The 25,698-nt window shown below is 71.4% G+C and carries 22 protein-coding genes and 1 pseudogene; 12 read left to right on the top strand and 11 right to left on the bottom strand.

Translation table 11 applies throughout. From position 1 onward, the window contains the following. The first annotated feature begins 28 nt into the window (after positions 1-28). Complete coding sequence (locus tag ACZ3OF_RS31195; RefSeq protein ID WP_361678991.1) at positions 29-1,645, top strand: MFS transporter; 1,617 nt, start codon at positions 29-31, stop codon at positions 1,643-1,645. 54 nt (positions 1,646-1,699) lie between these two features. Here the strand turns inward: ACZ3OF_RS31195 and ACZ3OF_RS31190 are convergent. Beyond that, positions 1,700-2,785, bottom strand: a pseudogene (locus ACZ3OF_RS31190) (FG-GAP-like repeat-containing protein); the annotation flags it as partial. A gap of 146 nt (positions 2,786-2,931) precedes the next feature. Continuing rightward, complete coding sequence (locus ACZ3OF_RS31185) at positions 2,932-3,348, bottom strand: arsenate reductase ArsC (RefSeq protein WP_361678985.1); 417 nt, start codon at positions 3,346-3,348, stop codon at positions 2,932-2,934. A 247-nt stretch (positions 3,349-3,595) separates the two neighbouring features. Between ACZ3OF_RS31185 and ACZ3OF_RS31180 the strand changes: the two genes are divergently transcribed. Both ACZ3OF_RS31180 and ACZ3OF_RS31175 read left to right on the top strand, forming a co-directional pair. Beyond that, complete coding sequence (locus ACZ3OF_RS31180; protein ID WP_361678981.1) at positions 3,596-3,904, top strand: ArsR/SmtB family transcription factor; 309 nt, start codon at positions 3,596-3,598, stop codon at positions 3,902-3,904. Between the two features lie 33 nt (positions 3,905-3,937). Further along, the gene (locus tag ACZ3OF_RS31175) at positions 3,938-4,708 is read left to right on the top strand and encodes an MIP/aquaporin family protein (RefSeq protein ID WP_361678978.1); all 771 of its coding nucleotides are present in this window, start codon (positions 3,938-3,940) and stop codon (positions 4,706-4,708) included. A gap of 197 nt (positions 4,709-4,905) precedes the next feature. Here ACZ3OF_RS31175 and ACZ3OF_RS31170 read toward each other — a convergent pair whose 3' ends face one another. After that, the gene (locus ACZ3OF_RS31170; RefSeq protein WP_361678975.1) at positions 4,906-5,268 is read right to left on the bottom strand and encodes an ArsR/SmtB family transcription factor; all 363 of its coding nucleotides are present in this window, start codon (positions 5,266-5,268) and stop codon (positions 4,906-4,908) included. 183 nt (positions 5,269-5,451) lie between these two features. Between ACZ3OF_RS31170 and ACZ3OF_RS31165 the strand changes: the two genes are divergently transcribed. The 6 genes from ACZ3OF_RS31165 to ACZ3OF_RS31140 all read left to right on the top strand — a co-directional run bounded on the left by ACZ3OF_RS31165 (position 5,452) and on the right by ACZ3OF_RS31140 (position 13,401). Next, a complete protein-coding gene (locus ACZ3OF_RS31165) occupies positions 5,452-6,822 on the top strand; it encodes an NAD(P)-binding domain-containing protein (RefSeq protein WP_361678972.1) in 1,371 nt (456 codons plus the stop codon). Beyond that, positions 6,819-8,048 carry an MFS transporter gene (locus ACZ3OF_RS31160; protein WP_361678969.1) on the top strand — a complete coding sequence of 410 codons (1,230 nt, stop codon included), beginning with the start codon at positions 6,819-6,821 and terminating at the stop codon, positions 8,046-8,048. The genes ACZ3OF_RS31165 and ACZ3OF_RS31160 overlap by 4 nt, the downstream gene beginning before the upstream one ends. A gap of 231 nt (positions 8,049-8,279) precedes the next feature. Next, the gene (gene rlmN / locus ACZ3OF_RS31155; RefSeq protein WP_361678966.1) at positions 8,280-9,386 is read left to right on the top strand and encodes a dual-specificity RNA methyltransferase RlmN; all 1,107 of its coding nucleotides are present in this window, start codon (positions 8,280-8,282) and stop codon (positions 9,384-9,386) included. A gap of 222 nt (positions 9,387-9,608) precedes the next feature. Further along, entirely contained in the window at positions 9,609-10,688 is a 1,080-nt protein-coding gene (locus ACZ3OF_RS31150) for a thiamine ABC transporter substrate-binding protein (RefSeq protein WP_361679093.1), read from the top strand. 68 nt (positions 10,689-10,756) lie between these two features. Continuing rightward, positions 10,757-12,373, top strand: coding sequence for an ABC transporter permease (locus ACZ3OF_RS31145; protein WP_361679091.1), 1,617 nt, complete (start codon positions 10,757-10,759; stop codon positions 12,371-12,373). Beyond that, on the top strand, positions 12,373-13,401 hold the full coding sequence (locus tag ACZ3OF_RS31140; RefSeq protein ID WP_361678963.1) for an ABC transporter ATP-binding protein: 1,029 nt from the start codon (positions 12,373-12,375) through the stop codon (positions 13,399-13,401). Before ACZ3OF_RS31145 ends, ACZ3OF_RS31140 begins: the two co-directional genes overlap by 1 nt. 7 nt (positions 13,402-13,408) lie before the next feature. Here the strand turns inward: ACZ3OF_RS31140 and ACZ3OF_RS31135 are convergent, their stop codons facing one another. The 7 genes from ACZ3OF_RS31135 to ACZ3OF_RS31105 all read right to left on the bottom strand — a co-directional run bounded on the left by ACZ3OF_RS31135 (position 13,409) and on the right by ACZ3OF_RS31105 (position 20,755). Continuing rightward, positions 13,409-14,377, bottom strand: coding sequence for a hypothetical protein (locus ACZ3OF_RS31135; protein ID WP_467308116.1), 969 nt, complete (start codon positions 14,375-14,377; stop codon positions 13,409-13,411). Positions 14,378-14,487: 110 nt separating this feature from the next. Beyond that, positions 14,488-15,483, bottom strand: coding sequence for a DMT family protein (locus tag ACZ3OF_RS31130; protein ID WP_361678957.1), 996 nt, complete (start codon positions 15,481-15,483; stop codon positions 14,488-14,490). A 117-nt stretch (positions 15,484-15,600) separates the two neighbouring features. Then, positions 15,601-16,701, bottom strand: a complete 1,101-nt coding sequence (locus ACZ3OF_RS31125) for an LOG family protein (RefSeq protein WP_467308113.1) — start codon at positions 16,699-16,701, stop codon at positions 15,601-15,603. Positions 16,702-16,811: 110 nt separating this feature from the next. Then, complete coding sequence (locus ACZ3OF_RS31120; protein WP_361678951.1) at positions 16,812-17,957, bottom strand: hypothetical protein; 1,146 nt, start codon at positions 17,955-17,957, stop codon at positions 16,812-16,814. Further along, positions 17,939-18,667: an ABC transporter ATP-binding protein gene (locus ACZ3OF_RS31115; protein WP_361678948.1), complete on the bottom strand. Its 729-nt coding sequence runs from the start codon at positions 18,665-18,667 to the stop codon at positions 17,939-17,941. Before ACZ3OF_RS31115 ends, ACZ3OF_RS31120 begins: the two co-directional genes overlap by 19 nt. A 232-nt stretch (positions 18,668-18,899) precedes the next feature. Next, positions 18,900-20,279, bottom strand: a complete 1,380-nt coding sequence (locus ACZ3OF_RS31110; protein ID WP_361603621.1) for an aspartate aminotransferase family protein — start codon at positions 20,277-20,279, stop codon at positions 18,900-18,902. Continuing rightward, the gene (locus tag ACZ3OF_RS31105) at positions 20,264-20,755 is read right to left on the bottom strand and encodes an Lrp/AsnC family transcriptional regulator (RefSeq protein ID WP_361434458.1); all 492 of its coding nucleotides are present in this window, start codon (positions 20,753-20,755) and stop codon (positions 20,264-20,266) included. The genes ACZ3OF_RS31110 and ACZ3OF_RS31105 overlap by 16 nt, the downstream gene beginning before the upstream one ends. Positions 20,756-20,961: 206 nt before the next feature. Between ACZ3OF_RS31105 and ACZ3OF_RS31100 the strand changes: the two genes are divergently transcribed. From ACZ3OF_RS31100 to ACZ3OF_RS31090, 3 genes are all read left to right on the top strand, one after another. After that, positions 20,962-22,398 (top strand): gamma-aminobutyraldehyde dehydrogenase, encoded by a 1,437-nt coding sequence (locus ACZ3OF_RS31100; RefSeq protein WP_361678945.1) that lies wholly within the window; start codon positions 20,962-20,964, stop codon positions 22,396-22,398. 164 nt (positions 22,399-22,562) lie between these two features. Further along, on the top strand, positions 22,563-23,726 hold the full coding sequence (locus ACZ3OF_RS31095; protein WP_467308109.1) for an ABC transporter substrate-binding protein: 1,164 nt from the start codon (positions 22,563-22,565) through the stop codon (positions 23,724-23,726). A 173-nt stretch (positions 23,727-23,899) separates the two neighbouring features. After that, positions 23,900-24,454: a hypothetical protein gene (locus ACZ3OF_RS31090; RefSeq protein ID WP_361678940.1), complete on the top strand. Its 555-nt coding sequence runs from the start codon at positions 23,900-23,902 to the stop codon at positions 24,452-24,454. On the opposite strand, the gene ACZ3OF_RS31085 is transcribed toward ACZ3OF_RS31090, so the two are convergent. After that, the gene (locus tag ACZ3OF_RS31085) at positions 24,433-25,602 is read right to left on the bottom strand and encodes a serine hydrolase domain-containing protein (RefSeq protein WP_467308107.1); all 1,170 of its coding nucleotides are present in this window, start codon (positions 25,600-25,602) and stop codon (positions 24,433-24,435) included. The genes ACZ3OF_RS31090 and ACZ3OF_RS31085 overlap by 22 nt on opposite strands. Between the last annotated feature and the right edge of the window lie 96 nt (positions 25,603-25,698).

The raw sequence follows: 25,698 nt of genomic DNA, 5'->3' as shown, positions 1-25,698 counted from the left end.
TCGGCGGCGTCGTTGGCACGATGCGGCCATGGCACCCAGGGGTGGAAGCACGGAAGGTCCGGCGGGGGCGCGTCTTGTCCTGCTGACGCTCGCGGCCGGGCAGTTCCTGATGGCGCTGGACAGCTCCGTCATGAACGTGTCGATCGCGACGGTCGCCGACGACGTGGGAACGACGGTCACCGGGATCCAGGGCGCCATCACCGCGTACACGCTCGTGATGGCGATGCTCATGATCCCCGGGGGCAAGGTCGGGGCGCTGATCGGCCGTAGGCGCGCGTTCATGATCGGCTGCGTCGTCTACGGCTGTGGTTCGCTGACCACGGCGCTGGCGCCGAACCTTCCCGTACTGCTGTTCGGCTGGTCGTTCCTCGAAGGGGTCGGGGCGGCGCTCATCATGCCCGCGATCGTGGCCCTGGTGGCCGGCAACTTCGCCACGGAGCGTCGCCCCGCGGCGTACGGGATCGTGGCGGCCGCCGGGGCGGTGGCCATCGCCCTGGGGCCACTGATCGGGGGCGTCGCCACGACGTACTTCTCCTGGCGCTGGGTCTTCGCCGGTGAGGTCCTGGTGGTGCTCGTCATCCTGGTGTTCGCGCGCCGCATCGCCGACGCCGTGGGCGAGAAGCGTTCGCGGATCGACCTCGTCGGAGCGGTCCTGTCCGCGCTCGGGCTCGGGATCTTCGTCTACGGCGTGCTCCGCTCGGACGAGTGGGGCTGGTTCCGGCCGAAGCCGGACGCGCCGTCGTGGCTCGGTGTCTCGATGGTCGTGTGGGCGATGCTGGTCGGCCTGCTGCTGGTGTGGCTCTTCCTCCGCTGGGAGGCACGGCTCGCGGCCCGCGGCCGGGAGCCGCTCGTCGACCCGGCCATGCTGCGGAACAAGCAGCTCACCGGCGGTCTGACGATGTTCTTCTTCCAGTACCTCGTACAGATGGGCGTGTTCTTCGTCGTCCCGCTCTATCTGTCCGTCGCCCTGGGCCTGTCCGCACTCGCGACCGGGGCGCGGATCCTGCCGCTCTCCCTGACGCTGCTGGCGGCGGCGCTCCTGATTCCCCGGTTCCTCCCGGAGGTCTCGCCGCGGCGGGTGGTGCGGCTCGGGGTGCTCGCGCTCCTCGCGGGCGCTGTGGCCCTGATGGCCGCGCTCGACGCCGACGCCGGCGCGGAGGTCGTCACCGTCCCCCTCCTGCTGATCGGGTTGGGCATGGGCGCGCTGGCCTCGCAGCTCGGTTCCGTGACGGTGTCCGCCGTCCCCGACAGCCGGAGCGCGGAGGTCGGTGGTGTGCAGAACGCCGTCACCAACCTCGGCGCCTCGATCGGCACGGCGCTCGCCGGATCGCTCCTGATCGCCGCGCTCACGTCGTCGTTCCTGACGAGCGTCGAGGAGAATCCGGCGGTCCCGGCCGACGTCAAGAACCGGGCCGCCGTGGAACTCCAGAGCGGCGTCCCGTTCCTCTCGGACGCCCAGCTCACGACGGCGCTCGACGAGGCGGGCACCTCGGAGGAGGTGACCCGGGCGGCGCTGGACGCGAACGCCGCAGCCCGCCTGGACGGCCTGCGGGCGGCCCTGGCGATCCTCGCCCTGTCCTCGGTCGTGGCGCTGTTCTTCACCTCGCGCATCCCCTCGACCCAGCCCGGCACACCCCGGCCCTGACGGGGAGAAGGGGGACGCGGGCCTTCGCCCGGAAGCGAAGGCCCTCGTCGTGGGTCAGAAGGCGCGGGCGCCGCTCAGGCCCCACCACAGGTCGGATTGTTCACCGGGCCGCAGCCCACCGGTGCCGGTGCCTGCGTACCGGTACAGCCACTCGGAGCTGTTCAGGGCGAGGAGGTCCGGACGGCCGTCGCCGGACGAGTCGCCGACGGCGAGGAAGGACTGCATGGCGTTCCAGCCACCGCTGCCGACCAGAACCCGGGGACCGAGGTAACCGGCCCTGCCCGGGTAGAGCCAGAGCTTGCCGGTGGATGGCTCGCGGGCGTAGAGGTCGGCCCGGCCGTCGCCGTTCATGTCGCCGACGCCGACCAGGGCGTTCATGCTGTTCCAGCCGCCGCTGCCGATCAGCTTGCGCGCGCCGAGGCCGCCCGTGCCGGTACCGGGGTAGAGCCACAGCTTGCCGGTCGACTTCTCCACCGCGAGCAGGTCGGCCCGGGCGTCGCCGGACAGGTCCCCGAACGCGACGATCCGGCTCATGGCGTTCCAGCCGCCGCTGCCCAGCAGCTTGCGCGCCCCCAGGCCGCCGGTGCCGGTGCCGGGGTAGAGCCACAGCTTGCCGGTGGACGCCTCGCGGGCGATCACGTCCTCCCGGCCGTCCCGGCTGAAGTCACCGTGCCGGACAAGGGCGTCGAAGGCGTTCCAGCCGCCGGAGCCGACCAGACGGCCGGTGCCGTCACCGGGCAGGAACCACAGGCGCCCGACCGCGTCGCGGACCAGCACATCCGCGTTCCGATCGGCGTTCACGTCGCCGAAGCCGGACAGCTTGGGTGCGGTCGCCGCGTCCCAGTAGGGGTACGCAGGCGCCTCGCACTCACGCACGGTGCGGACGAGCTTCAGCGAGCTGTAGTCGCCCACGTCCCCGCCCGTGGCGTACTGCTGTCGGGGATCGAAGGTGCTGTAGCCCCGCGTGAGACCGTAGTTCGGGTCGTCGTAGAGGCAGGCGATCATGGACGTGCGGTTGATGACCAGGCGGAACTTGTTGTCCCAGGTCCCCAGCGTCGCCTTGCTCGTGTTCGTCCTGAACATCGGGCCTGTGCCGTTGTCGTCGTTCTGCCAGGCACAGAAGTACCCCGAAGGGCAGTCGCACAGGTTTTCGAGCGCGTCGCGAGGAGGACCGTACCTGCGCCCCTGCGCACCCCGGCGACCGGGGCGCCTGCCCTGAAGCACAGGCGTCAGCCCACAAGAGACCCCGTCCCACCTCGGCGTTCAGCTCGCCTTCGGGAACGTTGTCACGCCTCCCGCTTCGCGTCGATCTCGGCGATGAGGCCCTCGACGAGACCCTGGATCTCGTCGCGGATGGGGCGGACTGCCTCCACACCCTGGCCGGCCGGGTCTTCCAGGGCCCAGTCGAGGTACTTCTTGCCGGGGAAGATCGGGCAGGCGTCGCCGCAGCCCATGGTGATGACGTAGTCGGACGCCTGGACGGCCTCGGTGGTCAGGACCTTCGGCTTCCGGTCGGAGATGTCGACGCCGACCTCCCTCATCGCCTCGACGGCGGCCGGGTTGACCTGGTCGCCCGGGACGGATCCGGCGGAGCGGACCTCGATGCGGTCGCCGGCGAGGTGGTTGAGGAATCCGGCGGCCATCTGGGAGCGGCCGGCGTTGTGGACGCAGACGAAGAGCACGGAGGCGAGCGGAGCAGTCATCGGTTCTTCCTCAGGGCGGGGCGGAGCGTGGTGCGGGGGACGGAATGACTCGGGTGCCGGGCAAGGTGTCCAGCAGAGTGGTGATCCGGGGGGCCGGGGCGTCGCGGATGGAACGTACGACCGCGATGGGGCGCCGTCGGTGAGGGGCCCGGTCCAGGTCGCGAGGGCCGGGTGGCGAGAACCCCCTGGGTTCAAAGAGGTCAGCCCAGGCTGGTATCAGCGCCGGGTGATGTGACAGTATCAGCCCATGATGACGTCAGTCGATACTGATCTGATCCGGGTTCTGGGTGATCCCCTGCGCCTCCAGATCGTGACCCTGCTCGCTCGCGAGACGCTCTGCACCACCCACCTCGTCGAGGAGACCGGTGCCAGGCAGACCAACCTCTCGAACCACCTGAAGGTGCTGCGCGAGGCCGGGGTCGTCGAGACCGAACCCTGCGGCCGGTTCACCTACTACCGCCTCAAGCCCGACGTCATCGAAGGCCTGGCCGGGCAGTTCGCCGCCCTTGCCGAGATCGCGCGCGCCAACCCCGACACCAAGAGGGCCTGTCCGTAGCTCTCGCCTCACCTGCCCGAGGAGACCCTGCCCGTGACCGCCACCGAGCCCGCCGCGAGCGACGCCATAGCCGCCGACGCATCGCCGCGGCCCGCGCCCGGCGCCACCCCGCCCCGTACCCCGCTCGCCGCACGTGCTGCTGCCGAGCTCGTCGGTACCGCCGCCCTGGTGGCGATCGTCGTCGGATCCGGCATCCAGGCCACCGACCTCACCGATGATGTCGCGTTGCAGCTCCTCGCCAACTCCACCGCCACCGTTTTCGGCCTGGGCGTACTGATCGCCCTCCTCGGGCCGGTCTCCGGTGCGCACTTCAACCCGGCGGTCACCCTGGCCGAGTGGTGGACCGCCCGCCGCGGCGGTGCGGGCGTGAACGCGCGCGAGCTCGCCGCCTACGTGCCCTCCCAGGTCGTCGGCGCGGTCGCGGGCGCTGTGCTGGCGGATGCGATGTTCGGCGAACCGCTGGTGAAGTGGTCCATGCACGACCGCTCGGCAGGCAACCTGCTCCTCGGCGAGGTCGTGGCCACGGCCGGGCTCGTCCTGCTGATCTTCGGTCTGGCCCGCACCGACCGGCTCCGCTTCGCACCGGTCGCGGTCGCCTCCTACATCGGCGCCGCCTACTGGTTCACCTCGTCCACCTCGTTCGCGAACCCCGCGGTGACCATCGGTCGCGCCTTCACGGACACCTTCGCCGGCATCGCCCCCGCCTCCGTCCCGGCGTTCATCGGCGCGCAGCTCATCGGCGCCGCCGTGGGCCTGGCCCTGGTCGCCGTCATCTTCACGCGCGGCAGGGCGAACACGGAATGACACGGGTCGTGGCCTGGTGATGATCGGGGGCGGCCAAGCCTCTAGTGCAGAGTGGCGCTAGTACCGCCCACGACGCACCGGCCCACGCGCCCAGCAGGTGAAGCGGCGGTTCGGTCGGATCCTGACCGCGACATCGCCGGTCATGAACCCAATAGGTCCATCGTGACCACCTCCGTCGCCCTTCCCGCCCTCCGTGGCTACACGGTGGCTGCCTTGGTGAGCAGCTGCCCCATGGCGGCGAGAACGGCGGGCTCGACGCGGTAGTAGACCCAGGTTCCGCGCCGCTCGGAGGAGAGGAGGCCGGCCTCCTTCAGCTTCTTCAGGTGGTGGGACACCGTGGGCTGGGAGACGCCGACGTCGGAGATGTCGCAGACGCAGGCCTCGCCGCCTTCGTGCGAGGCGACCGCGGAGAAGAGTCGCAGCCGGACGGGATCTCCCAGGGCCTTGAACATGATCGCGGTCCGTTCGGCCTCCTCCGCCGTCAGCGGGCGCTCGTTCAGCGGCGGACAGCAGGGCTCGACCTCGGGCTCCAGCAGCGGCAGCACCTTCACATTCGACATACGTCTATGTTGACACATGTCGAACCAAGCTCCCAGGGTGCAGCGGTCGCGAGGCCCGCGGGCTCGGCGCGCTCGACGAATGCAGCCGCTAAATCGAAGTCTGTCTATGTTGACGCTTGTCGATGTCGGTGTCATGCTGAGGGTGCAGGAGATCGACAAACGTCGAAACAAAGGGGATTCGCCATGAACGCCACCGCCACCGAGCAGCTGCCCGTCGTGGTCGTCGGGGCCGGGCCCGCCGGGCTGGCTGCCGCCGCGCACCTCGTCGACCGGGGCCTCGACGCCCTGGTCCTGGAGGCCGGCGCCCAGGCGGGTGCGGCGGTGCGCGAGTGGTCGCACGTGCGGCTCTTCTCCACCTGGGGCGAGCTCACCGACCCGGCCGCAGAGAAGCTCCTGGCTCCCACCGGCTGGGTGAAGCCGGACGCCGGCACGTACCCCACCGGCGGCGACTGGGCCGAGAAGTACCTCCAGCCACTCGCCGACGTCCTCGGCGACCAGGTTCGTGTCGGTGCCCGGGTCGCCGGCGTCTCCCGCGCGGGCCGCGACCGGATCGTCGACTCCGACCGCGAGGCCCAGCCCTTCACCGTCCACGTCGCCTACGCCGACGGCCGTGAGGAGCGGATCCTCGCCCGCGCCGTCATCGACGCGTCCGGCACATGGGCCATCCCGAGTCCGGCCGGCGGCGACGGCCTCCCGGCGCTCGGCGAGCGCGCGGCGGCCGACCGGATCTCCTACCGCGTCCCGGACCTGAGGGACCCTGCCACGCGGAGCCGGTACGCGGGCAGGCGCACCGCCGTCATCGGCTCCGGCGCCTCCGCGTTCACCGCCCTGGCGTCCCTCGCCGACCTCGCGAAGTCCGAGGAGGGCACCGGCACTCACGCCACCTGGATCCTGCGCCGGGGTATTTCCGGCTCCACCTTCGGCGGCGGCACCGCCGACCAGCTACCCGCCCGCGGAGCACTCGGCCTCGCCGCGAAGGCCGCCGTCGACGAGGGCCACGCCGACGCAGTCACCGGCTTCCGCACACAGGCGATCGAGCGCGCCGGCGAGCGGCTCGTCCTGGTCTCCGAGGACGGTCACCGCCTCGACCCCGTCGACGAGGTCATCGTCCTGACCGGCTTCCGCCCCGACCTGTCCTTCCTCGACGAGCTCCGCCTCGGCCTCGACGAGCGCCTCCAGGCTCCCGTCGACCTCGCCCCGCTGATCGACCCCAACCAGCACTCCTGCGGCACCGTCTACCCCCACGGCTTCAAGGAGCTCGCCCACCCCGAGGAGGGCGTGTACCTGGTCGGCATGAAGTCCTACGGACGCGCGCCGACCTTCCTCGCACTCACCGGATACGAGCAGGTCCGCTCCGTCGTCGCTGCGATCGCCGGTGACCGCGAGTCCGCCGCACGCGTCGAGCTCGTCCTGCCAGAGACCGGAGTCTGCGGCGGCGCGGGCCTCTTCGACCAGCCGCAGACCGACGAGGCGGCCGGCGGCGGTTGCTGCGCCCCGTCTCCCGACCTCATCCAGCTCGGCGCCGGCACCCCGGCACCCTCCTGCGGCTCGTGACCGACCTCGACACCTCTACGAGCGGGGCCGCGACAGGCGAAGGGGGCCGGTCGCGGCCCCGCGCCGTCCTGCCCGCGCTGTGCCTCACCCAGATCACGAGCTGGGGCATCGTCTACTACGCCTTTCCCGTCCTCAACCCGGCGATCCTCGCGGACACCGGTTGGAGCGCGGGCGCGACCACCGCGGCTTTCTCCGCGGCCCTCGTCGTCTCCGCCCTCGCCGGGATCTACGTCGGACGTGTGCTGGACCACCGTGGACCCCGCACCGTCATGACGGTCGGCTCCGTCCTCGGTGTCCTGAGCCTGCTGCTCGTGGCCGCAGCCCCCGACCCGGCAGTCTTCACCCTCGGATGGCTGCTCGCCGGCACGGCGATGGCCGCCACCTTCTACCAGCCCGCCTTCGCCGCGCTGACCCGCTGGTGGGCCCCGGACCACGTCCGCGCACTGACGATCGTCACGCTCGCCGGCGGGCTCGCCTCCACGGTCTTCGCACCCTTGACGGCGATCCTCGCCGACCACATGTCCTGGCGCGCCACCTACGTGGTGCTCGCCGGCATCCTCGCGGTCCTGACCGTCCCGGCCCACGCCCTCGCGCTGAAGGCACCCTGGCCACCAGCCCCCGAGAGCCCTCCGCACGTCACCGGCGGCAGCGGTGAAGCAGTGCGTAGCCGCGCGTTCTGGATGCTGGCCGCCACCTTCACCCTGTCCGCGTTCGCGATGTACGCCGTCGTCATCGGCCTCGTCCCCCTCCTCCTGGACCGCGGCTGCACCACGACCCAAGCCGCATGGGCCCTGGGCCTGGGCGGCGCGGGACAGACCCTCGGCCGCACCTTGTACGCGACTCTCGCCCGCCGCCTCGGTGTCACCGCGCGCACGGTCGCGCTCGTCGGCCTCGGAGGACTCACCACCGCGGCCCTGGCGGCCGTGGCCGGCCCGTACGCGGTTCTCATCGCGATCTCCGTGCTCGCCGGGGTGGTCCGAGGCAACCTCACACTTCTCCAGGCCACCTCCGTCACCGATCGCTGGGGGAGCGCGGACTACGGCCGGCTCTCCGGCCTCCTCGGCGCACCCGCCCACGTGGCAGCCGCTCTGGCCCCCTTCGCGGGCGCAGTCCTCGCTGGTCCGCTCGGCGGCTATCCCGCACTGTTCGCGCTGCTCGCGGCACTGTCGCTCGTCGCCGCCGTCACAGCCCTGGGAACCGGCCCTCGCCGAGATCGCGTGAGTTGAGGCCCGAAAGCTTCCCCGACCTGCCACGGCTCCGGACCCTGCCGTTGCACTCAGGGTGCCGGCGGTGCTGATCTGGGGTTTCGCGTGGCGGGCAGGGGCGCGAGGGAGTGATCCCGGGCCGTCTCCGGGCCGTCCGAGGTCCACGTGCGAAGTCCTGGGGCGGCCATGACGATCGCCTCCTACGGCTTCCGCCCCAGGCCACAGGGTTCGGTCTGCGACACTGGTACCACCATGCCCAAGCCCGGAGAACTCACTTTCGTCGCCCCCCGCGGAGCCAAGAAGCCGCCGCGGCACCTGGCCGACCTCACGCCCGCCGAGCGCAAGGAGGCCGTTGCCGCGATCGGCGAGAAGCCGTTCCGCGCCAAGCAGCTGTCCACGCACTACTTCGCGCGGTACGCCCACGATCCCGCCGAGTGGACCGACATCCCCGCCGCCTCCCGCGAGAAGCTGCAGGGGGAGCTGCTGCCCGACCTGATGTCCGTGGTCCGGCACATCTCCTGCGACGACGACACCACCCGTAAGACCCTGTGGAAGCTGCACGACGGCACGCTCGTCGAGTCCGTGCTCATGCGCTACCCGGACCGGGTCACCATGTGCATCTCCTCACAGGCCGGCTGCGGGATGAACTGCCCGTTCTGCGCCACCGGGCAGGCCGGGCTCGACCGGAACCTGTCGACCGCCGAGATCGTGCACCAGATCGTCGACGGGATGCGCGCCCTGCGCGACGGCGAGGTCCCCGGCGGGCCCGCGCGGCTCAGCAACATCGTCTTCATGGGCATGGGCGAGCCGCTCGCCAACTACAAGCGTGTCGTCGGTGCCGTCCGCCGCCTCACCGACCCCGAGCCGGACGGGCTCGGGCTGTCGCAGCGCGGCATCACCGTCTCCACCGTCGGCCTCGTGCCCGCGATGCTGCGCTTCGCCGACGAGGGCTTCAAGTGCCGCCTCGCCGTCTCGCTGCACGCGCCCGACGACGAGCTGCGCGACACCCTCGTGCCCGTCAACACGCGCTGGAAGGTCCGCGAGGTCCTCGACGCCGCCTGGGAGTACGCCGAGAAGTCCGGCCGCCGGATCTCGATCGAGTACGCCCTGATCCGCGACATCAACGACCAGGCCTGGCGCGGCGACCTCCTCGGTCGGCTGCTCAAGGGGAAGCGGGTCCATGTGAACCTGATTCCGCTGAACCCGACGCCCGGATCGAAGTGGACCGCGTCCCGGCCCGAGGACGAGAAGGCCTTCGTCGAGGCCATCGCCGCCCACGGTGTCCCGGTCACCGTCCGTGACACCCGCGGGCAGGAGATCGACGGCGCCTGTGGACAGCTCGCGGCGTCGGAGCGCTGACCTTGTAGTCTGTGCTCGAACACATCTCCATATTCCGACAGGGGAGCGCCACAGCGCTGAGAGTGCGGTCATCGGACCGCAGACCCTCTGAACCTCGCCCAGGTCATTCTGGGTAGGAAGTTCGGTCGCAACTCGAGCTGTTGCGCCCTGCCCACCTCCGGTGGGCAGGGCCGCGTCTCTTCCTGGTCACACCCAGGAGGAATTTCAGTGAGCACCAAGAAGATGGTCGCAGCGGCGATCGCCGCTGCGCTGGGCGTCACCACGCTCGCCGCATGCGGTACCGAGGACACCCGGGACGCTGCGGGCAAGAGCGGTGAGCCCGCGCCGAAGACCGTGACCCTCGTCAGTCACGACTCCTTCAACGCCTCCAAGGAGGTCCTGGCGGAGTTCACCAAGCAGACCGGCTTCACCGTCAAGGTCCTCAAGAGCGGCGACGCCGGCGTTGCCGTCAACAAGGAGATCCTGACCAAGGGCTCCCCGCAGGGCGACGTCTTCTTCGGCGTCGACAACACCCTCCTCTCCCGCGCGCTCGACAACGGCATCTTCGTGCCGTACGAGGCGAAGGGCCTGGACGGCGTGGCGGCCGAGACGAAGATCGACAAAGAGCACCGCGTCACCCCGATCGACACCGGCGACATCTGCGTCAACTACGACAAGAAGTACTTCGCCGACAAGAAGCTCGCGCCCCCGCAGACCTTCGACGACCTGGCCGAGCCGGAGTACAAGGACCTGCTCGTGGTCGAGAACCCCGAGAAGTCCTCTCCCGGCCTCGGCTTCCTCCTCGGCACCGCCGCGCAGTACGGCGACGACGGCTGGCAGGACTACTGGAAGAAGCTCAAGGCCAACGGCGTGAAGACCGTCGACAGCTGGGAGCTCGCCTACAACCAGGAGTTCTCCGGATCGGCCGGCGGCCAGAAGGCCAAGGGCGACCGGCCGCTGGTCGTCTCGTACGCCTCCAGCCCGCCGGTCGAGGTCCTCTACTCCGAGCCGCAGCCGAAGGACGCGCCCACCGGCGTCTCCACCGGCACCTGCTTCCGGCAGATCGAGTTCGCCGGTCTGCTGAACGGGGCGAAGAACCCCGAGGGCGGCAAGGCGCTGATCGACTTCCTGATCTCGAAGAAGTTCCAGGAAGACATGCCGCTGCAGATGTTCGTCAACCCGGTGACCGAGGGCGCCCAGCTGCCCGCGCTGTTCACGCAGCACGGCGAGGTGATCGACAAGCCGCAGACCATGGCGCCCGAGAAGATCGCCGACAAGCGAGACCAGTGGATCCAGTCGTGGTCCTCGCTCGTCCTGAAGTAGACCGCGGGAGCGGCGTCAGCGGTGTTCGCCGACGCGACGTGCGGGGAAGCGCGGCGCGGCTCGGCCTGATGGTCGTGCCCGTCGCCTTCTTCGCGCTCTTCTTCGCCTGGCCCGTCGCCTCGATCGTCGAGCGCGGGCTGCGGGCCGACGGCACCTGGCGGTTCGACCGGTTCGGCGCGACGCTCAGCCGGCCGGAGATCCTCGACGTCCTCTGGTTCACGCTGTGGCAGGCGCTCGCCTCCACCGCGCTGACCCTGCTGATCGCGCTGCCCGGCGCCTACGTCTTCGCGCGCTTCGACTTCCCCGGCAAGGGGCTGCTGCGCGCGGTCGTCACCGTGCCCTTCGTGATGCCGACCGTCATGGTCGGTACGGCCTTCCTGGCGCTCGTCGGGCGCGGCGGGCTGCTCGACGAGCTGTGGGGCCTCCGCCTGGACACCACCGTCTGGGCGATCCTCCTCGCACATGTCTTCTTCAACTACGCCGTCGTCGTCAGGACCGTCGGCGGCCTCTGGGCGCAGCTCGACCCGCGCCAGGAGGAGGCGGCCCGCGTCCTCGGCGCCTCCCGGTTCACCGCCTGGCGGACCGTGACCCTGCCGGCGCTCGCCCCGGCCGTCGCGGCGGCCGCGCTCATGGTGTTCCTCTTCACCGCCGGCTCCTTCGCCGTCGTCCAGATCCTCGGCGGACCGGCGTACTCCACCCTGGAGACGGAGATCTACCGGCAGACGGTCGACCGCTTCGACCTGACGACGGCCGCCGTCCTCACCCTCGTCCAGTTCGTGGCCGTCGGCGTCGTCCTCGCCGTGCACGCCCGGACGGTACGGCGGCGGGAGACGGCCCTGAAGCTCGTCGCGCCCGAACAGACCGCGCGACCGGTCAAGGGGCTCGGCCAGTGGACGCTCTTCGGAGGGGTCCTCGTCTCCATCGTGCTGCTGCTCGTGCTCCCGCTCGCCGTGCTCGTCGAGCGGTCCTTCGCCACGTCCGACGGGTACGGGCTCGACTACTACCGGGCCCTGCAGTCCGTCGACCCCTCCGGTACCTTCCTCGTGCCCATGGCCGACACGATCGGGAACTCCCTCCGGTACGCCCTCGTCGCCACCGCCCTCGCCCTCGTCATCGGCGGACTCGCGGCCGCCGCCCTCACCCGGCGGGCCGGACGGCTGGTGCGCGGCTTCGACGCGCTGCTGATGCTGCCGCTCGGGGTCTCCGCCGTCACCGTCGGCTTCGGCTTCCTGATCACGCTCGACGAGCCGCCGTTCGACCTGCGGGCGAGCTGGATCCTCGTGCCCCTCGCGCAGGCGCTGGTCGGTGTCCCCTTCGTCGTACGGACGATGCTGCCCGTCCTGCGCGCGGTCGACGAACGGCTCCGGGAGGCGGCCGCCGTGCTCGGCGCCTCGCCGCTGCGCGCCTGGCGTGAGGTCGATCTGCCGCTGGTGCGGCGGGCGTTGCTCATCGCGGCCGGGTTCGCCTTCGCGGTCTCCCTGGGCGAGTTCGGCGCGACCGTCTTCATCGCCCGGCCCGACAACCCGACCCTGCCCGTCGCCGTGGCCCGGCTGATCGGCCGGCCCGGCGAGCTCAACTACGGCCAGGCCATGGCCCTTTCGACGATTCTGATGGTGGTGTGCGCGGTGTCCCTGCTGCTGCTCGAACGGCTCCGCACGGGCCGGACCGCCTCCGGGGAGTTCTGATGCTGACGATCGAGCAGGCGACCGTACGGTACGGGGAGCGGGCCGCGCTCGACTCCGTGGACCTGGAGGTGGCCGAACACGAGATCGTGTGCGTGCTCGGGCCGAGCGGCAGCGGCAAGTCCACGCTGCTGCGGGCCGTCGCCGGGCTCCAGGCGCTCGACGGCGGACGGATCCTGCTCGGCGGCGCCGACCAGACCGGGGTGCCGGTGCACCGGCGCGGTGTCGGGCTGATGTTCCAGGACCACCAGCTCTTCCCGCAGCGGGACGTCGGCGGCAACGTCGCCTTCGGGCTGCGGATGCACGGGGTGGAGCGGGCCGAACGAGAGGAACGCGTAAGGGAGTTGCTGGAGCTCGTCGGCCTGCCCGGGGCCTTCGGGCGGGCCGTCGCCTCGCTCTCCGGCGGCGAGCAGCAGCGCGTGGCGCTCGCCCGCGCCCTCGCCCCGCGCCCCCGGCTGCTGATGCTGGACGAGCCGCTCGGACAGCTCGACCGCGGCCTGCGGGAACGGCTCGTGGTCGAACTGCGCGGTCTCTTCGAGCGGTTGGGGACGACGGTGCTGGCCGTCACCCACGACCAGGGGGAGGCCTTCGCGCTCGCCGACCGGGTCGTGGTGATGCGGGACGGGCGGATCGCCCAGACCGGGACACCGCCGGAGGTCTGGCAGCGGCCGGCCTCCGCGTTCGTGGCGCGCTTCCTCGGCTTCGACAACGTCGTGCCCGGGACGGTGAGCGGCGCGGCCGCCGACACCGTGTGGGGCAAGATCCCGGTGCCGGACGGATCGCCCGAGGGCGCGAGGCAGATCCTCGTACGCCCGGGCGGGGTCCGGCTCGGGGCCACGGCGGACGGCCTGGCGTGCGCGGTCGAGGCCCGCACGTTCCGCGGCACGCACGTCGCCGTCCTCCTCAGCCCGGCCGAAGGGCCGCCCCTGGAGGCGGAGTGCGCCTTGCGTGACGCGCCGGAGGTGGGCGCGGAGGTGGGCGTGACGTTCGCCGCCGACGAGGTCGTGGTCCTCGCGGGGGAGCAGCAGTGACGCGTCGTCAGCAGTGGGTGCAGGGCCGGCGGGTCGTCTGCCGGTAGGAGGCGGTCGCCCGGCCCAGCGCCAGCCCGTAGAGGCAGAAGCCGCCGTAGGCGATCACGACCACCCACGGGGCGTGGTCGTCGATCGAGCTCTCGATCACGCCCGTCCAGGCCAGGAGGCCGAACGCCGCCAGGAAGACCCCGAACGGGACCAGCGCGCCCGTGCCCGCCCAGCCCAGTGCCAGCAGCGGAACGCGGGGGAGCCGGCGGCCCCAGGGGCGGGTGAGGGCGAGGGCGAGTGCCATGCCGATCAGGGCGAGGACGGCCGTGATGTCGACGCCGTGGTCGTACAGCCAGAGCCCGGCGTCGCTGGTGTACTCGGGGTCGACGCCCGGCCGCCCCTCACCGGTGAAGCCCGGTGTCACGCCCAGCGCCCAGGCCGTCTTCAGAGTCGCGTACGGCACGAGGGCGGCGACCGCGACGAGACCGGCCCTGGTGTCCGGCGGCAGGACGGACGGGGCGCCGGGGCGGCCGCCGCAGTGCGCACAGGTGCCGCGGGTGCGTCGCCGGTACGCGAGCGCCGCGCAGCCCCACAGCACGGCGCCGAGCACCGCGACGCCCTGGTTCGCCCAGGCCGCCCAGTCGAACGGCGGCTGGTTGCGGGACAGGAGGAACAGCAGCCGCGTCGGGCTGAGCAGGAAGGTGAAACCCGAGCTCAGACAGAGGACGACGACCGCCCAGGCCACCCAGGGCGGCCTGCGGCGTCCGGTGCGCCGCCGCATCCTGTACGCGAGGACGGCGGCGGCCCCGTACAGCGCCGCGGCCGTGGCCTCGGCGGCCGTGCCCGTCGCCTTGCCGAGCACTGCGTAGCCGAACGCGGGCCCGGTGAGTGCGGCGAGGGCCGCACCCGCGGCGTACAGCGCGGACCAGACGAGGGTGGCGCGGCCGACCCAGGACGGCCAGGCGGTGAGGAGAGTCTTCGGGGTCATGGGACGAGCGTCCCGGGCCCCGGCCCGCCGGTCGTCGCCCGGTGGTCGCGAGGGGGTCCGCCGCGCGGCGGAGCGCCCGGTGGTACGCGATGCGTACGGGCCGCCGTGGCCTAGCGCAGCGCGGGCGCCCCGGTCTCGGAAACGGTCCCGGACTCACGCCCGGGTGTCCCGGTTCCGGACTCGGCCTCCGTTGTCCCGGGCGCGGGCTCCGGTGTGGCCGCGTCCTGCCCGCCATGGGCCTCCGGCGCGCCGAACCAGGCCACCGCGACCGCGCCCATGACGGCGAGGACGAAGCCGAGCACGGCCAGCCAGGCGAAGCCCGGGCGGGAGGAGTCGCCCAGCCACCACACCCCGATCATCCCGGGGAGCACCGTCTCGCCGACCACGAGCGCCGCCGTCGCCCCGTTCACCGAGCCGATCTGCAGCGCGACGGTGTGCAGGTACATCCCGCCGACCCCCGCGACGAGGATCGCGTACAGCGCGGGGTCGGTGAGGAGCGCGGTGAGGTCGAACGGGTCGATGCCGTTCAGGATCCGTACGCCCACGCCGAGGGCGCCGAAGCCGAGCCCCGAGAGCAGGCCGGCCAGGATCGCCGCCCGTGCGCCCAGGAACCTTACGAGGACCGTGCCGCCGGCCATCAGGAGCAGGGAGATCGCGAGCAGCCACCAGTGCGTGGCCGACGGCGTGTGCCCGCTGCCCTCGGGGCCCGCCGCGCTCGCGAGGAGCACGAGCGCCGAGCAGACCACACCGATCGAGGTCCACTCCGCGCGGGTCAGCCGGATCCCGAGCAGCCGGACGCTCAGGACCGCCGTGACGACCAGATTCGCACTGATCACGGTCTGCGACAGGAACAGCGGCAGCATCCGCGCCGCGAGCGCGCCGAGGCCGAAGCCGATGAAGTCCAGGATCGTACCGACGACGAACTCCCAGGTCATCGCCGCCTTCGCGGTCGACGACAGACTCGGCCCGCCCCGCTCCGTGACCTGCCCGGCCGCTGCGGCCGCCGCCTCGCGCCGGGCGGACCTGCGCGACCCGACGGCCTGGAGCACGGAGCCCGTGCCGTAACAGATCGAGGCGGCGACGGCGGTCAGCAGTCCTATGAGCACGAGTGGTTCCGTTCAGCCGGTGCGGAGGGGTACGGCGGTACGGACTGCCAGACGTGGGATCGGCCGCCGAAGTTGCCTCACGTGCCCAGGGGCTCCGGCGCGCGGCGCTCCGTCCCGTCAGAGGCCCTGGAGTGCCCGGAGGGCTTCCGGGGCCTCGTCGATCGAGTCGACCAGGGCGATGCGGGCCGCCATCGGACGGTCGGCGGCGAGGGACTGGAGCAGCGGCCAGGCGGGCAGCCGCTCCGTCCAGTGCGCCTTGTTCACCAGGACCATCGGGGTGGGCTCTCCGCGCGACTCGTAGTAGTTCGGAGTCGTGTTGTCGAAGATCTCCTGCACCGTTCCGGCCGCCCCCGGCAGGAAGACCACGCCCGCGTTGCACCGGGCGAGCAGCCCGTCCTCGCGGGTGGCGTTGGCGAAGTACTTGGCGATGTGACCGGCGAACGGGTTCGGCGGCTCGTGGCCGTAGAACCAGGTCGGGATACCGACCGAGTCGCCGCCCTCGGGCCAGCGGGCCCGTACGTCGAACGCGGCACGCGCCCAGTCGGTGACGGACGGGGTGAACGAGGGGGTCTTGGCGAGGAGCTCGAGCGCCTCGTCGAGGACGTCGTCGGCGAGCGGCGCGGTGTACGCGCCCAGGTTCGCGGCCTCCATCGCGCCGGGGCCGCCGCCGGTCGCCACGGTGAGTCCGGCACGGCCCAGGGCACGGCCGAGCCGGGCCGCTCCGGCGTACGCGTCGGTGCCGCGGCCCATCGCGTGCCCGCCCATGACGCCGACGACCCGTGCGCCGCGGAGGAGCTCGTCGAGGGCGTCGGAGATCGCGTCGTCGTGGATGGAGCGGAGCATCGACGCGAAGATGTCGCCGTCCGCCTTCGTCTGCTGGAACCAGTCGTACGCGAGGAAGTCCGGGGTCGCTTCGTACCCCTCGTCCTCGACGCGGTCGAACAGTTCGGCGGGGGAGTAGAGCAGGGCCCGGTACGGGTCGAACGGCAGATCCGGCACGGGCGGGAAGACGAGGGCCCCGTCGGCGCGGACCTTCGCGGCGGCCTCGGGCTGCAGCGTGCAGCCGAGGAAGACGGCGCCGGTGGTGGGGGTGGAGAGCAGCGCGGACGTGCGGCCGGTCAGGTCGACGGACTGGATCCGGTACCCGAGGAGGGACCCGCGCGCGACGACCGCGTCGAACTCGGCGGGGTTGTGGATCTCGCGCTCGTTGTGGGTCATGCGGACAGCGTAGGACCAGGTGTTGAGGGGCCCGTCGGTGCGGGGCCGGCAGGAGTGGGGGCGGCGCGGGGCGGTCGGGTGCACGCGCCCGCCGGGGCGCGGCCCGCGGCTCACGTCCCCAGAGGGACCGCCGCCAGGCCGCCCACCAGCAAGGTCAGCGGCAGGAAGACCGCCACCAGCACCCCCGCCCGCATCAGCGCCGCCGACCGCAGCACCGTCGGCGGGGCGCCGAGGCGGACCAGTGCCTCGGCCGTGTGGGCGCGGCACTGCTTGGACTCCAGCGCCGCCGTCAGCAGCGTCGCCGTCGTACAGGCCGCCACCAGCGCCGCCCCCAGACCGGTGAGCGGCCCGAAGTCGCCCGTCCCCATGTCGTAGAGCGTCGCCGCCGCGACCGCGCCCGAGGCCACCGCGCACACCACGCCCAGCGGGCGCCCGATGCGGCGGGACTCGTCCATCAGGACGCGGCCGGCGAGGAGCCGGATCGCGCCCGGGCGCACCGCCTGGAGCAGCCGGCCGCACCAGTGTGTGATGCCGGGACCCGCCATCGCGAGGCCGATCGCGGTGAGGATCCAGCCCGCGAGCACCCCCGCCGGATCGCCGTCCAGGCGCCCGGGGAGCGGCAGTCCGCCGCTGTCGCCGCCCTGCCCCGCGTACGTCTCGACCGCGAGGCCGACCGCGAGGAGGGCCACGCCCCAGGGCAGTCCCGAAGGTGCCGTCCTCTCGATGCCCTCGGGGGGCGCGGGAGCCTTCCGGGGGCGCAGGGCGAGGCCGGCGGCCGTGGAGGCGGCCACCGGCAGGATCGCGAGGAGCGTCAGCGCGGCCGCCAGCGGGATCGGGCGCCCCGCGGCGAGCAGCTCGGCGGCGGCGCCGTCGAACGGCAGCCCGGTGATGTCGCCGCGCAGGTGCAGGTAGAACAGCAGCGCGACCATCGAGCCGAGCGTGCAGGAGACGGCCGTCGAGGCCGCGGCGATCGCCGTGAGCCGGGCCGGGCCGAGCCCGATCGCCGAGAGCCCGGGGCGGGGCCGGGTGCTGGGATCCGTACGGGCCACGGCGACCGCGAACTGCACGGTCGCGGCCATCGGGATCACACACCACAGCAGCCGCAGGGTCGCGGATGCCGACCGGTCCGGGTGACCCACGGCGTACCCGAGCGTGCACAGCAGCAGAAAGCCGACCCCCGCGGCCGCCGAGGCGACCAGGAGGCGCCGCAGCAGCACGAGGGGGTGGGTCCCGCGGACTAGACGGAGAGCGAGCACGCGGCGACGCCCTCCGCCCCGGTGGTCGGTGCCGTGGTGCCCACCCGCCGGCCGTCGAGCAGGGCGACCGAGCGGTCGGCCAGGCCGGCGACCTCCGGGTCGTGGGTGGCGAGGAGCACGGTGATCCGGTGCGAGCGGGCCGCGGCCGTGAGCGTACGGAGCACCTGCGCCCCGTCGGCGCGGTGCAGGGAGGCGGTCGGCTCGTCGGCGAAGAGCACGGACGGTGTGGTGACCAGCGCCCGGGTGATGGCGATCCGCTGCCGCTGCGACTGGGTCAGCGCGTGCGGACGCTTGCGTGCGCACGCGCCGATGTCGAGCCGCTCCAGCCACTCCAGGGCGGAGGCCTTCGCGGTCCGGTGCGAGACCCCGCGCAGCAGGAGCGGCAGGGCCGCGTTCTCCCAGGCGGTCAGCTCCGGTACGAGTCCGGGCTCGGGGTCGATCCAGCCGAACCGGTCGCGGCGCAGCCGTTCACGCTGGACCGGGCTCATGGTGTGCACCGGGCTGCTGTTGAACCAGACCTCGCCCTGCTGGGCGACGGTCTGCCCCGACAGACAGCGCATCAGGGTGGTCTTGCCGCTGCCGCGCGGGCCGACCAGGGCGAGGATCTCGGCCTCGCGCACCCCCAGGGAGACGCCGGTCAGGACGTCCGATCCCTCCAGGGTGCAGTGCAGGGAACGCGCCCAGAGCACGTCGTTGTCCGGTGGGGCCATCGCGTACACCTCGATGTCGGATCCGATTCTTGCGTTCCCCCGTCCGAGGGAACGAAGGGACGGGCCTGTCAGTCACTGGGCACCGTAAGGATTCAGATCCGTTTGTACGGACAGCACACGGCCCGGGTTGCCGCCATCCACTCGGATGGCGGCAACCCGGGCCGTGGGGTCACGCCGTGAGGGCGGCGTGAGGTCCTGCGTCCCCGCGGGGGGGCGGGGACGGCGGGGAGGGTCAGAGCTTGGTCCACGCCTCGGTGAGCACCGAGCGCAGGATGCCTTCGATCTCGTCGAAGGTGCCCTGGTCGGCGATGAGCGGCGGGGCCAGCTGGATGACCGGGTCGCCACGGTCGTCGGCGCGGCAGTACAGACCGTTCTCGAAGAGCGCCTTGGAGAGGAAGCCGTAGAGCACGCGCTCGGTCTCCTCGTCCGTGAAGGACTCCTTGGTGACCTTGTCCTTCACGAGCTCGATGCCGTAGAAGAAGCCGTTGCCGCGGACGTCGCCGACGATCGGGAGGTCGTGCAGCTTCTTCAGGGTCTCGAAGAAGTTGCCCTCCTGGTCGAGGACGTGCTGGTTCAGGCCTTCCTTGTCGAAGATGTCGAGGTTGGCGATGGCGACCGCCGACGACACCGGGTGGCCACCGAAGGTGTAGCCGTGCAGGAAGGTGTTGTCGCCCTTGTAGAACGGCTCCGCGATGCGGTCCGAGACGATGCAGGCACCGATCGGGGAGTAGCCCGAGGTCATGCCCTTGGCGCAGGTGATCATGTCCGGCACGTAGCCGAACTTGTCACAGGCGAACATCGTGCCGAGGCGGCCGAAGGCGCAGATGGTCTCGTCCGAGACGAGCAGGACGTCGTACTGGTCGCAGATCTCGCGGACCCGCTGGAAGTACCCGGGCGGCGGCGGGAAGCAGCCGCCGGCGTTCTGCACCGGCTCCAGGAAGACGGCCGCGACGGTCTCGGGGCCCTCGAAGAGGATCTGCTGCTCGATCTGGTCGGCGGCCCAGCGACCGAAGGCCTCGGGGTCGTCGCCGTGGATCGGGGCGCGGTAGATGTTGGTGTTCGGCACCTTGTGCGCGCCGGGGACCAGCGGCTCGAAGGGGGCCTTCAGGGCCGGCAGGCCGGTGATCGACAGGGCGCCCTGCGGGGTGCCGTGGTAGGCGACCGCACGCGAGATGACCTTGTACTTGGTGTGCTTGCCCTGCAGCTTGAAGTACTGCTTGGCGAGCTTCCAGGCGGTCTCGACGGCCTCGCCGCCACCGGTGGTGAAGAAGACCTTGTTCAGGTCGCCCGGGGCGTAGTCGGCCAGACGCTCGGCGAGCTCGACGGCCTTGGGGTGCGCGTACGACCACACGGGGAAGAACGCGAGCTCCTGGGCCTGCTTGTACGCGACCTCGGCCAGCTCCTTGCGGCCGTGACCGGCGTTGACCACGAAGAGACCCGCGAGACCGTCGAGGTAGCGCTTGCCCTTGTCGTCGAAGATGTAGGTGCCCTCACCACGCACGATGGTGGGCACGGGAGAGTTCTCGTACGACGACATGCGGGTGAAGTGCATCCACAGGTGGTCGTACGCGGTCTTGGACAGGTCCTGGGTCACGATTATCGAGTTCCCCACATGTAGGTCTGCTTCTTGAGCTTGAGGTAGACGAAGCTCTCCGTGGAGCGCACGCCGGGGAGGGTGCGGATGCGCTTGTTGATCACATCCAGAAGATGGTCGTCATCCTCACAGACGACCTCCACCATCAGGTCGAACGAGCCCGCGGTCATCACCACGTACTCACATTCCGACATGGCAGTCAGGGCTTCCGCCACCGGATCGAGGTCGCCCTCGACGTTGATGCCGACCATCGCCTGCCGCCGTAGCCCCACGGTGAGCGGGTCGGTGACGGCGACGATCTGCATGACGCCCTGGTCGAGCAGCTTCTGGACGCGCTGTCGGACGGCGGCCTCGGAGAGGCCCACGGCCTTGCCGATGGCGGCGTACGGACGGCGACCGTCCTCCTGGAGCTGCTCGATGATCCCCAGAGAGACGGCATCGATCGTCGGGGACGAACCGGAACCGGTTCTGGAGTTCGTGCTTTGACTGGCCACGCCCTCACTCTGCACCGAGACTCGTCGGTCTGGCAAGCCCAGAGCGATGAAATTCGTTGTCTGAGGCTTCAGATCTCACCGAATCCGAAGTTGGCGGATGGCGGGCCTGTCGAAAGCGTCAGGGAAGCGATTAGGCTGAGGTGTCTCAGCAAACGGGACGCCGCACGACGAAGTGCGACCATGAACGTGACAGGAGGGGTGGCAAAGTGACCACCGAGCTGCGCCGGCTGCGTAACTACATCAACGGGGAGTTCCGGGACGCCGCCGACGGACGGACCATCGATGTGGTCAACCCGGCCACGGGCGAGGTCTTCGCCACGTCTCCGCTCTCCGGGCAGGCGGACGTCGACGCCGCCATGGACGCGGCCGCGGCCGCGTTCCCGGCCTGGCGTGACACCACGCCCGCCGAGCGCCAGAAGGTCCTGCTGAAGATCGCGGACGCCTTCGAGGAGCGCGCCGAGGACCTGATCGCCGCCGAGGTCGAGAACACCGGAAAGCCCGTCGCTCTCACCGCGAGCGAAGAGATTCCCCCCATGGTGGACCAGATCCGCTTCTTCGCGGGTGCCGCCCGGCTCCTCGAGGGCCGCTCGGCCGGCGAGTACATGGAGGGCATGACCTCCATCGTCCGCCGCGAGCCCGTCGGCGTCTGCGCCCAGGTCGCGCCGTGGAACTACCCGATGATGATGGCCGTGTGGAAGTTCGCCCCGGCGCTCGCCGCGGGCAACACGGTCGTCCTCAAGCCGTCGGACACGACCCCCGCGTCGACGGTCCTGATCGCCGAGATCATCGGCCAGATCGTGCCCAAGGGCGTCTTCAACGTCATCTGCGGCGACCGCGAGACCGGCCGGGCGATGGTCGAGCACCCGACCCCGGCGATGGCCTCCATCACCGGTTCGGTACGCGCCGGCATGCAGGTCGCCGAGTCGGCGGCCAAGGACGTCAAGCGCGTCCACCTGGAGCTGGGCGGCAAGGCGCCGGTCGTCGTCTTCGAGGACACCGACATCGCCAAGGCCGTCGAGGACATCTCGGTCGCGGGCTTCTTCAACGCCGGCCAGGACTGTACGGCCGCGACCCGTGTCCTCGTGCACGAGTCCATCCACGACGAGTTCGTGGCTCAGCTCGCCAAGGCGGCCACGGACACGAAGACCGGCCAGCCGGACGACGAGGACGTGCTCTACGGCCCGCTGAACAACGCCAACCAGCTGAAGCAGGTCTCCGGCTTCATCGACCGCCTCCCGGCCCACGCCAAGGTCGAGGCCGGTGGCCACCAGGTCGGCGAGAAGGGCTACTTCTACGCCCCGACCGTCGTCTCCGGCCTCAAGCAGGACGACGAGATCGTCCAGAACGAGGTCTTCGGCCCGGTCATCACGGTGCAGTCGTTCCGTGACGAGGGCCAGGCCCTGGAGTACGCCAACGGCGTCGAGTTCGCCCTCGCGTCCTCGGTCTGGACGAAGGACCACGCCCGCGCGATGCGGATGTCGCGCGCGCTGGACTTCGGCTGCGTGTGGATCAACACCCACATCCCGCTGGTCGCTGAGATGCCGCACGGCGGCTACAAGAAGTCCGGCTACGGCAAGGACCTCTCGGCGTACGGCTTCGAGGACTACACGCGCATCAAGCACGTGATGACGTCCCTGGGCTAGGACCCACGGCACCGACGGACCGGAACCAGCGGTCCGGACCGACGGCCCCGGCACCTTGATCGACAGGGTGTCGGGGCCGCGGTCGTTCCGTCGACGGACCGTCCATTGTCCCGGCGTGACGCGCCCGCGATGCTGCTCGGATGAGAGCGACAGCGAGGAAGACCATGTCCCGCCGGTCCGTGCTGCGTGGCATGGGCGGCGTCGGGGCCACCGCCCTGCTCGCCGGGTGCGGGGTGCCGGCCGCCTACGTCGAGCCGGTGGAGCGGGCCGGCCGGGACCTGTCCGCGCGGGACCGCACGCTCGACTTCGCCAACTGGCCGCTCTACATCGACACCGATGACGACGACACCTCGAAGCGGCCCACGCTGGACGCCTTCTCCGGGCGCACCGGGATCTCCGTCCGCTACACCGAGGAGATCAACGACAACGACGAGTTCTTCGGCAAGATCAGTCCCGCGCTGATGAACCACCAGGAGACCGGCCGGGACCTCATCGTCGTCAGCGACTGGATGGCCGCCCGGTTCGTACGGCTCGGCTGGGTGCAGGAGATGGACCGCGCCGCGCAGCCGAACGTCACCCGGTACCTGGACCCACAGCTTCGCTCGCCCGCCTTCGACGAGGGCCGGCTGCACACCGTCCCCTGGCAGTCGGGGATCACCGGCATCGCGTACAACCGCAGGAAGCTCGGCCGGGAGATCCGGTCGGTCAAGGAGCTGTGGGACGACGAACTGCGCGGGAAGATCACCCTGCTGTCCGGGCTCGACGAGTCCTTCGCGCTCCTCCTGCAGGGCAACGGCGTCGACGTGACGCGGTGGACCGCCGACGACTTCCACGCGGTGTGCGAGCAGGTCGAGGGGCTCGTACGGAAGCGGCACATCCGGCGCTTCACCGGCAACGACTACATCAAGGACCTGTCGACCGGCGACGTGCTGGCCTGCCAGGCGTACTCGGGCGACGTGATCCAGCTCCAGGCCGACAACCCCGACATCGAGTTCGTCGTCCCCGAGGAGGGCGCCGAGCTGTGGGCCGAGTCGCTCATGATTCCCAACCTGGCGCAGCACAAGGGCAACGCCGAGAAGCTGGTCGACCACTACTACGACCCCGAGGTCGCCGCCGAGCTCGCCGCCTGGGTCAACTACGTCTGCCCGGTCCCCGCCGCCCGCGACGTCCTCGCCGACTCGGACGACGAGGAACTGGCGGCCCTCGCCGAGGACCCGCTGATCTTCCCCGACGACGAGATGCGGGGACGGCTGGCGATCGCCCGGGACATCACCTCCGAGGAGCGGACGGAGTTCGCGAAGAGGTGGAACTCGATCGTCGGGCTGTGAGTTCCCCGGGGGTTACCTCGAACGTGAACTCGGCTGTGACGTACGGACTGTTGGCCGCCTGGGCCCTGCACGACGCCGAGGAGGTGCTCCTCGGGCCACGCTGGCTCCGGGAGCATCTTGTGACCGGACACCCCCGTTTTTGAACGCGTTCATGGTGGGCGTAGGGTGCTGTCATGAACGAGACGAAGGGGCCGAGAGCCCTTCTCAGGCGTATCCGCGTGTGGCTGGTCGTCTTCATCGTCTGCCTGGTGCTCAGCGGGCTCACCGCCTTCCCGCTCGTCACCGAACTCCGTCTGACCGAGGACGCGTTGACCTCCTGGGCGGCCCCGGTCGCGGAGCTCTTCCCCGGGCTCCTGGAGTGGATCCAGCGCGTACGGGACGGGCTCGACAGCGCCGACACCGCGTACCCGTTCCTGCTGTACGGCACCGACTGGCTGGCCTTCGCGCACCTCGTCATCGCCGTCGCGTTCTACGGCCCCTACCGTGACCCCGTACGGAACATCTGGGTGATCGAGTTCGGGATGATCGCCTGCGCGGGGATCATCCCGCTCGCCCTGATCTGCGGCCCCATCCGGGGCATCCCCTTCTGGTGGTCGGTCATCGACATGTCGTTCGGGGTCTTCGGTGTGATCCCGCTGCTCGTCGTACGACGGATGATCAAGCGCCTCGAAGCGGTGCAGGCGGCCCAGGCCCCGGCCGGAGCGCCTCAGTCCGTCGGCGCGCCGTAGGCCGCCACCATCAGGGCCAGGGCGGTCCTGTTCGTGCCCTGGCCCTTCGCGTCCGTCGCGTTGACGCTGTACACCAGGGTCCGCTCGCCGCGGCGGGTGGAGGCGATCGCCGCGTTGTAGCCCCACCGGCCGCCCGTCTTGCCCCACACCTCCCGCCCGCCGAGCTTCTTCATCGACAGCCCGACGGAGTACGCGCCGGGGGCGCCGCTCTTGAAGTCCGGCACCTCCGGCAGCGTGAACATCTCCTCCAGGAGCGGCCCGCGCACCACGCGCCCCTGGAACAGCGCCTCCGTGAAGCGCTCCAGGTCCGCCGTCGTGGACACGAGGTCGCCCGCCGCCCAGCCTTCCGTGGTGCCCCACACCGAGACGTCGCGCAGTCCGGTCGAGCCGTCCGCGAGCCTCATCGTCTGGTAGCCGTGGTTGTGCGGGCCCCGGATCCGCGGGTCGGTCCCGGGAAGGTACGTGTCGCGCAGCCCGAGCGGCCGCAGGACGCGCGCCGCGACCTGGCGCTCGTACGTGTCGCCCGTGACGCGCTCGATGAGCAGACCCGCGATCGTGTAGCCGATGTTGAGGTAGTGCTGCTTCTCGCCCGGCACGAACTCGGGCTGCTTCGCCGTCGCCGAGCGGACCGTCGCGCGCGGGTCATGGATCTCGAAACGGTTCGCGTACCACTCCTCGACCGTCGAACCGGCCACGTCGGCCGCCGGGATCCCGTGGGTGTGGTTCAGCAGCTGGCGGACCGTCACCTTCCCGTACCGGCCGGGGATCAGCTCCGGCAGATACGAGCGCGCCGGCCGGTCCAGGTCGAGCCGCCCATCGGCGGCCAGCTGGAGGGCGACCGCCGCCGTGAAGACCTTGGTCACCGAACCGGCGCGGAAGCGGGCGTCCGGATCGGCCGGCCGCATCGTCTTCAGGTCGTGCACGCCCGAGGTGCCGTGCCAGACGCCCTCGCGGCCCCCGACCCGCACCAGAGCGGCCGTCGCGTCCTTCGCGGGGAGCCCGGCGATCGCGTCCTCGAGCGCCCGGTCGGCGGTCCGTACGGAGACGGCCGCCGGCGCGCCCGAGGCGGCGGCGGGGAGAACCGCCGGGCCCGCCGCCACCCCCAGGACGAGGGTCGCGGCGAGCAGCGTGCGCGTGGTGCTCTTCATGGTCAACTCCGTTGGTGTGAGCCGTTGTTCTCGACGACTCCCATCCTGTTGACCTGCGGCGATCCACGGATCGCCGGAGCGGGGGATCTTCGCCCG

It is taken from the genome of Streptomyces sp. NPDC022552 (assembly GCF_055561875.1).
The sequence above is the reverse complement of the archived record's forward strand: the minus strand, read 5'-3'. Positions and strand labels throughout refer to the sequence as shown.